Genomic DNA, 10,184 nt, shown 5'->3' with positions numbered 1-10,184 from the left:
GGATACGGCAACCCGTGAGCGACGAGCGTGGATTCGAGCGCGACGACGGGGCGCTTGTCGACTTTTGCCTCCGCCAGCTCAGGAGACAGGATCAAATCGAGCACGAAGCCATGCTAACGCAGCTCGTGCAGAACCAACTCAACGCAATTCGAATTCCTTACAAAACGCGACTTCCGTCGGAGTTTCTCCGTTGGAGTCTTTCGCATCGAGTGGCAAACGACGCTGACCCTCGTCGGGCCAATCGTGTTTGCACGTCTCGCGATCTGCGTCGAAGTAGAAGCAATGCCCACACGACGACCGTAGCTCGAAGCGCTTCGCTTCCTCGATCAGCTGCAGCGTCAGCGGAAACTTCATGGCGCCGCCGGCTTCGCGCTGCCCGAGCCTGCCGAGCCTGCCGAGCCTGCCGAGCCTGCGGAGCCGGGTGATGGTGGTACTTGCCCCGGTTGCGGCCGTGGCATATATTTCACGCTGCGCAAACGTTACGTACTGGCAGCCCGTGGGGGTGCCGAGGAGCGGACCGGGCGGATGTCGTAGCGGTGCTCGCCATGAGCGCTGCGGTACGCGGGCTGGGCATCTAGCGGCCGGTTGCGGCGTGCACCGTGTCAACGTTTCGGCAGGCCATTGTTTGCTCGTGGTTGGACTCCACAGGTTCGGACCGTCCCATAGTCTTGGTTCGTCTATGCCTGTCAAGCTCAGGGCAGGGCGACAGTGCGGAATCCGCAATTTCCACTGGAAGAATCTGGCGTGTTCGAAGTGCGGGCGGCGACGCGATACCTATTGCAGTATGAGTCATGGCAAAGGTACGATCCTCCGCGCATGACTCGTCCCGTCCCGATCGTCGGCCCTTGGGGATTATTCTTCGGGGATTTCCGGTAGTACTTCGGCAGGAACCAGTCGGCGCACCATTCCCATACGTTGCCTGCAACCTCGTACAATCCGTATGCATTGGGTTGGAATGACCTTACTGGTGCGGTGCCGAGGTAACCGTCTTCCACAGAATTCTCAGTGGGAAAGCTTCCTTGCCAGATATTGCAGGCGTGGTTTCCTTGTGGCTCCAGGTCGTTGCCCCATGCATAACGCAATTGGCCAAGTCCTCCCCGAGCCGCGTATTCCCATTCGGCTTCGGTGGGAAGGCGTCGCCCTGCCCACTGGCAGTAGGCAAGAGCGTCATTGTGCGAGATATGAACCGCTGGGTGATCGGGGGCTTCCTTCCAATCTGATCCGGGGCCGGTGGGATGGAGCCAGCTGGCACCGCGAATACTTAGCCACCACGGTGCACCCTCGACGGATCCGACTATTTCGCTGCGTGCCGCTGTGGCCAGGAGGTGGAACACGGCTGATGAGCCATAGACCTGGGCCTCGCTCCTGTAACCCGTATCGTTTACGAACGCAGCGAACATGTTGTTGGTTACCGTGGTTGCATCAATCCGGAAGCCTTCCAAAGACACCTCATGTACAGGGGTCTCTCCATCAGCCTCATACCCCTCGTTGAATGCGTCGCCCATCTGGAAGTGCCCTCCAGGTACTTGAACATCAACATGGTGCGCCTTCGCCCGGTTCGCCGTCACGGATGGCTCGCGGCGGTCGATATCGTTGGTTTGATGTTCCATGCGTGCCGGGGAACAGCAGCATGGGGGAGACGAGTCAGTGCCGGCTGCCATGTATATGAATGTCCTTGCGTTCTGGTTTTCCGTTGCTGTGTTCGTCTGGCATGACCGAAGTTCAGATTCTTGTTGGATGGTAGCCCAGCACTGGCACCGCACCAGTGTGAGATGCCAGTGCTGGGCATCGCCAGCGGGAAAATATCATCGTTCTTGTCGAGGGTACATGGCAAGCCCGGGTTGCATCCTGACTCAATATTTCCGGGTCTGCACCGATCCTAATCAAAGACCACGGCGACACGTTCCTCAAGTTCGGCAAAGAGCTCGGGGTTCAGATCGGTTTTCGCTCCCGGTATGTACGTGACAGGACCGAGGGACCCGGTGAAAGGGAAACTCCTGTGTCGTTCAGAGAGGTCCCAATCCACCGGGCCGCATCGATCGGCCCCGACACTAATGCCGGTGAACGGCGCCATTCCGACCATCATGGGAACCACATCAATGAGGACCTTGTTCATGCCATCCCGGTCCGTTAGCGAAATCTGCCACTGCGCATCCGGAAGCGAAAGGAAATGCACCGTCAAGTGGTGATGTCCGGTGTCCAGCGCGTGCCGCCCCCGCAGGACGGTGCCGTAGGCATTGTAGGACAGGTGGAGTTCGTGGTCCTTCACGTAGAGCAGATATCCGCCGCCTTGGTCGCCATGGGAGACCAATACACCGGCGTCGCGGTCGGTGAACTCAAAATCCAGCTCTATGTCGAAGGAACGGAGTTTGGTCAGCTTCAAAGACCTGAACCGTTCCAGGACGCCCGAGGAACGGTAAAGGGTCAGCGGGTTTTCGAGTTCCAGTTCGGATGCCGGGCGAACCCGCAGCAGTGTGCCGTCGTCGTTGAGCGGGAATACGGTGTTGCGCCAGGCCTCGGAGTCCCACCGTGCAGCGAGCTCGCGAACGATCCCGGGGTGTTCAGCGGCCAGATCATGAATCTCCGTGGGATCTGTGAGCACGTTGTATAGCTGCCAGGCGTCGGGATCCCAGCTTGGGCCGAGACGATCGGGGGAGAGCAGCTTCCATTGGTGGGTGCACAGGGCTCGACGGCCCTGAAGCTCAAAATATTGGGTATGGTCCTCGGGTTCGCCGCCAACAAGGGTCTGGACCCGAGAGACTCCATCGAGTTCCAGGGCCATTTCGCCCTGGACGTGTGTCATCGGCGGAACCCCTGCAAGCTCGAGTAACGTTGGCATGACATCGGCGCTGAACATGAAGGCGTTGCGTATGCCGTGAAGTCCTTGACCTTTCCCGGCTGGCCACGACAGCACCAAGGGAACCCGCACGCCTCCGGCCATGGTGTGCGTTTTGTACTTGCGGAAAGGGGTGTTGGATACTGCGGCCCAACCGCGTGGGTAATGAGAATAGACCTGCGGTCCGCCGATAAGATCGATCGGCCGCGGGACGTCGCGTTCCCAACTTCCGGGCAAGCCCGGCATCGATGCGAATTGGCTGAAGTAGCTCCGGGTTCCTTCGGAACCACCCTCGGCGGTGCCGCCGTTATCGGAAGTGAAAACGAAAATCGTGTTGTCGTACTCGCCGATCAACTTGAGGTGTTGGACCAAACGCCCGACGTTCTGGTCCACGTTGTCGAGCGTTGCGGCATAGACCTCCATATGGCGGGCGAAGCGGATTTTCTGCTCGGCAGTGAGGTCCTTCCACGGCTCGACGCCATCCAATGCGCTTTCATCCCTGGCCGGCAGTGAAGTGTTTCCGGCAAAGAGTCCCTTGTCCAGTTGTCGTTTGAAGCGCTGTTCACGCAGGACATCCCAGCCCTCGTCGTAGATGCCTCGATATTTTTCGATGTCTCGGTCCTTGGCTTGGAGGGGGCCGTGGACGGCTTGCTGGGCGAAATACATGAAGAAGGGGCGCCGCGCGCCGGAACCCGCCTGGTGCGATGAAATCATGCCCATAGCTTCGTCAGTCAACGCATCGGTAAGGTAGAAATCTTCGGGGTATTCCTCGGTGTGAACTGCGGAGTTGTCCCGGACCAAACGGTGCGGATGGAACAGGGATGTGAAGCCATCCATGCAGCCAAAATACTTGTCAAAGCCCCGTTGCAAGGGCCACGAGGACTTGTCCCCGCCGTCGGACAGATTGGTTTCCAATGTCAGGTGCCATTTGCCCAAGGCAAATGTCGAATATCCCGCGTTGCGCAGGGTCGCGGCGAGTGTGGGGGCCCGGGCGGGAAGTTCCATGGCATAGTTCGGGAACCCGGGGTCGGCATGCGGAACATAGGCAAATCCTGCCCGGTGTGGGTTGACCCCGGTCAGGAGCGACGCCCTGGCCGGAGCACACATCGGGGGAGTGTGATAGTTGGTTTCCAGTACTCCGGCTGATGCGATGGCGTCGAGGTTAGGAGTGTCGATCTCGCTGCCGTAGGCGCCGATGTCGCTGAAACCCATGTCATCCATCACCATCAGGATTACATTAGGGGCGCCCCCTCCTGCGCGGGGTTGAGCGCTCCAGGAAGGCCGGGAGTTCGACGCCTTCCGATCGATGCGGCCGTCGAAATTCTCGTAGCCGCGTGCCTGTGCGGGGATTCCCGGCGCGGGTTCCATCATCTTCCTCGTTCCTGTAAGACGGAGTGTGACGTTTAAGTGCCTTTAGACCGATATGCCCACAAGTGCGCGATCGATGGGAAATGGGGCCAGAGGTTTCGATCCCGATCCGTTTCCGGCGCCTTTTCCATGGGGCACGTTAGCGGCCTCGGTGTTGTGGCCGTTCTAGATCTCTGACGTCGCCCGCAAGAAGCGTTGGGTACGCTCATGACGAGGATTCTCCAGGACTTCGCGGGGGGTTCCTCTTTCGACGATGAGCCCACCATCCATGAAGACAAGCTCATCACCGACGTCCTTTGCGAACTCCATTTCATGTGTCACCACGATCATTGTCATCCCAGTGGAGGCAAGACCCCTCATCACGTCGAGAACCTCACCAACCAGTTCGGGGTCCAGCGCGGAGGTAGGCTCGTCGAAAAGCATGAGCTTCGGTTCCATGGCCAGTGCCCGTGCTATTGCCACACGCTGCTGCTGGCCTCCGGAGAGCTGGGCAGGATATTTGCGTTCATGCCCGGTCAGTCCGACGCGTTCCAGCGCGGCTTGTGCTCGTTCCCGCACTTCGGCCTTTGGGCGCTTGAGGACCCGCAAAGGAGCTTCCATGACGTTTTCAAGGGCCGACATGTGCGCAAAGAGATTGAACCTTTGGAAGACCATGCCAATGTCCCGCCGCTGGCGCGCCTGTTCTGCCTCAGTGAGGTGGTGCAGCCGGCCGTTCTTTTCCTTGTAGCCGACAAGTTCACCTCCGACACGGATTCGTCCCGCATCGATGGTTTCCAGGCGGTTCATGCAGCGCAGGAAGGTGGATTTGCCCGACCCGGAAGGGCCAAGAAAACACATGACTTGGCCATTACCTACCTCTAAGTCGATGCCTTTGAGGACTTCATGCGCACCAAAAGACTTGCGGACACCTTGTGCCAGGACCATGGGGGTGTTCATTGTTGTTGCTTCTTTCATCGGGTGTATCCACGTGCGGCACGGCGTTCAAGGAAGCCTTGTCCGATGCTGAGGACGGAAACTATGACCAGGTACCAGAACGAGGCGACGAAGAACATCTCGACAGTTCGGTAGTTGACCGCGGCGATGTCATTGATGGCGGTCATGATCTCGCCGCCTGCGATGACCGAAACCAAGGAACTGGACTTGAGCAAAAGAATGAGCTGATTGCCTGTCGGAGGGATGATCATCCGCAGTGCCTGGGGCAGGACGATGCGCCACATGGCAATGCTCGAGCGCATGCCCAAAGCAGCCGCGGCTTCCTTTTGCCCCTCATCGATCCCGAGGATTCCGCCCCGCACGATTTCTGCCATGTAGGCGCCTTCGTGGATGGATAATGCCAAGGCAGCGGCAACGAAAGTGGTCATGACGGCATTGGTTTCCACTTCGAAGAACATGATCCCGGTAAACGGTATCCCGATGCCCAACGTTTCAAATAGCAGTGCAAAGTTTCCGAAGATCAAGATGAGCACCAGCAGAGGAACACCTCGGAAGAACCAGACGTATCCCGAGGCCAGCCCACTGAGGACCTTGTTGTGCGAAAGCTTGGCAATAGCAAGGAGCACGCCGATGATGGTGCCAGCTACGATGCTCACCGCAGTGAGCTGGAACGTGACGAGAAGCCCCTTGAGGATGGATCCGGCGAATAGGTTCGAAGCGACTACGGAGTAGTCAAGGTTTTCGTTGCGCGCCATGGCGAGCAGGAAAGCCGCAAGCAGGACGGTGGCGGCGGCGGCCATGATCCACTGGCCGTAGTGCTTGACCGGAACGGCATCGATGCGCAGATCGTCTGCCTTTCGGTGCACGGTTGGCGAAGTAATTACCACGGCTACTTGCTCTCTGTCCGCACGACGTCGTCGAGAACGCCGCTTGTAGCTGGATTCAGCACGATTTGCTCGGCGGTGAACGTTTCGTTTTCGGCGCCGTACTTTGCGAGGATTTCTTTGTATCGGCCGCTATCGATGACTACCTTGAACGCGGCCTGCAGCGCAGCCGCAAGGTCGGTGTCGCCCTTGGCCAAAGCGATGGCTTGCGCGCCACCAAGGTATTCGATGGGGGCAACGGTGAAGACCGAACCGTTTTCCACGGTATCGGCGACGTAGCGAACCGGCACCGTGATCCCTGCGAACGCATCTACGCGGCCTGAACGCAGCTGGGTCTGTGCCGTGGCTGGGTCGTCGAACAGCGAGATTTCCGGACGGCCGTGAGCCGCCTTTTCGCAATCTTCGGCGATGGAATCAAGAAGTATTTGCGATGTCCCGCCACGCACGGTTGAAAGATGCAGGGAACACAGTGCTTCGGTATTTTCCACTGGCGCCGCGTCCGCTAGCGTCATGAAACTTTGGGAGTTCTTCATGTAGGAGATCATCTCCAGGGTGGTTTCGCGCTCTTCGGTCGCCTGCATCAGGGTCCAGATCCCGTCGATTCGCTTGGCGGTCAATGCCGGGACCAGCCCGGGGAAGGCCATTGCCTCAAATTGGACGTCGACACCCAACACGGCACCCACCTCAGTACCAAGCTCCGGCAACATGCCACCCATCGTGTCGCCGGTTTTCATGGTGAAGGGGGCGTTGTTGGCCGTGCTGCCAAAGACCAGCTTCCCGTCATTGCGGATGTCCTCGGGCAGTAGATTCCGTGCTGATTCGTTGACCGCGCTCTGGGCGGTGGATCCATTCGTTGCCTGTGGGGCTCCCTCCGCCGTGGTGCTGCATGCGGTGAGCGCAATCAGGGCTGCAGTCAGGACCATTGCTCTGGAAAGTTTGCGAGTGCTCATGGTGGGGGTATCTCTTTCGTTGGCGATCGACGCCGTGTCGGCGGAACGATTAGTTCATCTAATGAACTATTTGTGATCTAAGTCTTACGTGATTATTCGATTGTGCCCTACATCACGCAACGTATCAAGCGCAATTCACTACATTTCGTTGACTTTTCCCGATGTTTCTATCGTTTCAAAACAGTCCATTAAATGAACTTTTTGGGCTTGGCTCATGGAAAGTGTGTATCAAGGGTTCCTGAGCTTCCGATCGACCCCTGCCTCAAGCAGGCCTCATTTTGGGCGGCGGGATATGCGCAGGGGAGAGTGATCCCACTGGCGGACCACCATGCAACGTGGCAGGGGTTCTGGGGCAGCATCGTTCGCGGTATCCGTGGCCAGGCTCGAACCTGCCCATTTCCCGGACCATGGCGCGGCTGGCTAAAAGCTGTTTCCTTGGCACATGCGAGTGCCAATCGCCTACCTCCTGTGTCGTACGATTCGACATATGGCGGGCGGCGGGGCCGGCACCGTTTAGGTATCGACCCCGCCGTGGCAGGATTTCAGGCCAAGACCATACTTGGAGAACGACTAGCGTTGGATGCCGATCCAGTGGTCGGTGGTGAATTCGCTGATGGCCCAGTCACCGTTGAAGCGGCCGAGGCCGGAGTTTCGTTCGCCGCCGAAGGGGATATGGGCTTCGTCGTTGATGGGCATGTCGTTGATGTGTGTCATGCCTGCCCTGATCTCCAGCCCGAAGCGGACGCCGCGGTCCACGTCGGTGGTGAACACCGAGCTGCTGAGCCCGAAGCGCGTGTCGTTGGCCAGCTCGAGGGCGTGGGCTTCATCCTGGGCGCGGAGGATTCCGACCAAGGGGCCAAAGATCTCTTCGCGGGCGATCTCCATGTCGGGTGTGACATCGGCGAAGGCGAACGGCGAGACAACCCGCCCGGTGATGGTGCCTTCGAGGGCCATGCGTGCACCCTCGGCCTTGGCCTGGTCGATTTTTCCGGCAATGCTGGCCAGTTGACTGTCGTTGATAATCGGTCCGACCACGGTTTCCGGCAGGGAAGGATCCCCGACGGGCAGTTGGGCCGCGGCGGCGGCGAAGCGTTCCACGAATTCGTCATAAACCGGGGCCTCGACGATGATTCGGTTCACCGCCATGCAGATCTGGCCCTGGTGCAGGTAGGAGCCGAGCACCGCCGACTTCACGGCCAGGTCCAGGTCCGCATCAGCCAGGACGACGAGGGGGCTGTTGCCTCCCAGTTCCAGGGCCACGTGCTTGAGGTGTTGGCCGCCGGTGGCGATGCGTCCGACGTTTTGACCCACCGGGGTGGAGCCGGTGAAGGAGATCAGTGCGGGGACGCGGTGGGCGACGAAGTGGTCCCCGATTTCCGATCCGGCGCCGACAACGACGTTGAGCACGCCGGCCGGTAGCCCAGCTTCCTCGAAGATGCGGGCCAGGAGCAGTGCGCCGGTGACGGGGGTGTCACTGGCCGGCTTGATCACCACCGCATTGCCTAGGGCGAGGGCCGGGGCGACCGAACGCTGGGAGAGGTGCAGCGGGAAGTTCCATGGGCTGATGACCCCGACGACGCCGAGAGGGCGGCGATAGATGCGGTTTTCCTTGCCGGGGTTGTTGGATTCGGCGATGCGGCCGTGGACACGGCCCGGGAAGGATGCTGCCTCCAGGGTGATACCCGCGGCCGCGGAGACCTCGATGTTGGCCTTGATCACGGTGGAGCCGGATTCCTTGACCAGCCAAGCGACAAGTTCCTCGCGGTGTTCCTCCAGCAGTGCTGCTGCACGGAACATGACCTGGGCCCGGACCGCAGGGATTTGGGCGGCCCATGACTTCTGGGCTGATTCGGCAGCGGCGTAGGCCTTGTCGAGATCCGTGGTCGATCCCTGGCGCAGGGTGGCCAAGACTGAATCGTCGTAGGGGTTGGTGACAGTGAGGGTCTTTTCGGATTGGCCCTGAAGCCAGTGGCCGCCGATGAACTGGGCGGCGACGTCAATGTCGCCGAAATCCGGTGCCAGGCGGTGCCCGGTGGTGGTGGTGATGGTGGTGGTCATTGCCGTGCTCCTGTGAAAGAAGGAAAGGGATTAGAAGGTGACGATGGGCTTGATGGTTTCGCCGCTGGCAGAGGCGTCGAAGGCTTCGTTGATCTGCGCGAAGGCGAAGAACTTGGTGAGCTTGTCGAACGGGAACCGGCCCTGGCGCCAGAGGGTAATGAGCTTGGGGATGAAGACCTGAGGCACCGAGTCGCCCTCGATTATGGTGCGGAAATGCCAGCCCTTGGTCAGCGAGGCACCTATTTCGAAGGAGACCTCGGTGCCTGGGGCCGGAGCCCCGACCAGTGCAACGGTCCCGCCGATGGCCAAGACGTCTGCGCCCTGGCGCAGGACGGCAGGGATGCCTGTGGTGTCCAAGGCGAAGTCGACGCCGCGGCCGCCTGTGATGCGCGTGATCTCCTGGGCGACGTCCTGTAAGCGGCTGTTAATCACGTGGGTGGCACCCAGGGTGGCGGCCAGCTCCAGGCGGGAGTCGACGATGTCAACTGCCACGATGGTGGTGGCTCCCGCAACCACTGCCGCCATGAGGGCCGCACAGCCGACTGCCCCGGTTCCGAAGACGATGAAGCTTGATCCGGCGGGTACCTTCAGGGAATTGAGCACAGCTCCGGCACCGGTCTGGATGCCGCAGCCCAACGGGCCAAGCAACTCCAGCGGCAAATCCGCATCGACCTTGACGACACTGCGTTCAACCGCGTTGACGTGGCTGGCAAAGGAGGACTGCCCGAAGAAGTGCGAGGAGACCTTTTTTCCGCCTTCAGTGAATGCGGTACTGCCATCGGCGCGGCTACCGCCGAAATTGCGGTTGAAAAGGTCGGTGCAGTAAGACAAACGCCCGGTCAGGCACGATTCGCAGGTGCCACAGCTATTGGCCGAGAGCACCACGGCGTCCCCGGGTGCCACCGTGGTGACGGCCGAGCCGACGGCCTCGACAATGCCCGCTCCCTCGTGTCCGAGGACAGCGGGAAGCGGTGTCGGGTATACCTGGTCGCGGACAATCGCGTCGGTGTGGCAGACGCCTGTGGCCACCAGCCGGACCCTGACTTCGTCGGCCCGCAGGTCGTCGAGCTCAAGGGTGGTGATTTCGAAGGGCTTTGACTCGCCTCGGACAATTGCTGCGGTAACTTCCATGATTCTTCCTTTGGCTGGTGGTGG

General features: G+C 60.1%; 8 protein-coding genes. All 8 read right to left on the bottom strand.

What is annotated here, in order from left to right; translation table 11 throughout:
- On the bottom strand, positions 1-104 hold a 104-nt coding region (locus ACLQ7E_RS00300; protein ID WP_411730520.1), incomplete at its 3' end, for a pseudouridine-5'-phosphate glycosidase.
- A gap of 588 nt (positions 105-692) precedes the next feature.
- Positions 693-1,610 carry a formylglycine-generating enzyme family protein gene (locus ACLQ7E_RS00295; protein ID WP_411730516.1) on the bottom strand — a complete coding sequence of 306 codons (918 nt, stop codon included), beginning with the start codon at positions 1,608-1,610 and terminating at the stop codon, positions 693-695.
- A gap of 269 nt (positions 1,611-1,879) precedes the next feature.
- Complete coding sequence (locus ACLQ7E_RS00290) at positions 1,880-4,204, bottom strand: arylsulfatase (protein ID WP_411730519.1); 2,325 nt, start codon at positions 4,202-4,204, stop codon at positions 1,880-1,882.
- A gap of 165 nt (positions 4,205-4,369) precedes the next feature.
- A complete protein-coding gene (locus tag ACLQ7E_RS00285) occupies positions 4,370-5,140 on the bottom strand; it encodes an amino acid ABC transporter ATP-binding protein (protein ID WP_310293448.1) in 771 nt (256 codons plus the stop codon).
- Positions 5,141-5,154: 14 nt separating this feature from the next.
- Positions 5,155-6,003, bottom strand: a complete 849-nt coding sequence (locus tag ACLQ7E_RS00280; protein ID WP_310291107.1) for an amino acid ABC transporter permease — start codon at positions 6,001-6,003, stop codon at positions 5,155-5,157.
- A 23-nt stretch (positions 6,004-6,026) separates the two neighbouring features.
- A complete protein-coding gene (locus ACLQ7E_RS00275; RefSeq protein ID WP_411730518.1) occupies positions 6,027-6,944 on the bottom strand; it encodes a transporter substrate-binding domain-containing protein in 918 nt (305 codons plus the stop codon).
- A 597-nt stretch (positions 6,945-7,541) separates the two neighbouring features.
- Entirely contained in the window at positions 7,542-9,029 is a 1,488-nt protein-coding gene (locus ACLQ7E_RS00270) for an aldehyde dehydrogenase family protein (protein WP_411730514.1), read from the bottom strand.
- Between the two features lie 30 nt (positions 9,030-9,059).
- Positions 9,060-10,160: an NAD(P)-dependent alcohol dehydrogenase gene (locus ACLQ7E_RS00265; RefSeq protein ID WP_411730513.1), complete on the bottom strand. Its 1,101-nt coding sequence runs from the start codon at positions 10,158-10,160 to the stop codon at positions 9,060-9,062.
- Between the last annotated feature and the right edge of the window lie 24 nt (positions 10,161-10,184).

It is taken from the genome of Paeniglutamicibacter sp. (assembly GCF_046714615.1).
In the GTDB taxonomy this organism is placed as follows: domain Bacteria; phylum Actinomycetota; class Actinomycetes; order Actinomycetales; family Micrococcaceae; genus Paeniglutamicibacter.
This window is presented reverse-complemented; position numbering and strand designations above follow the sequence as displayed.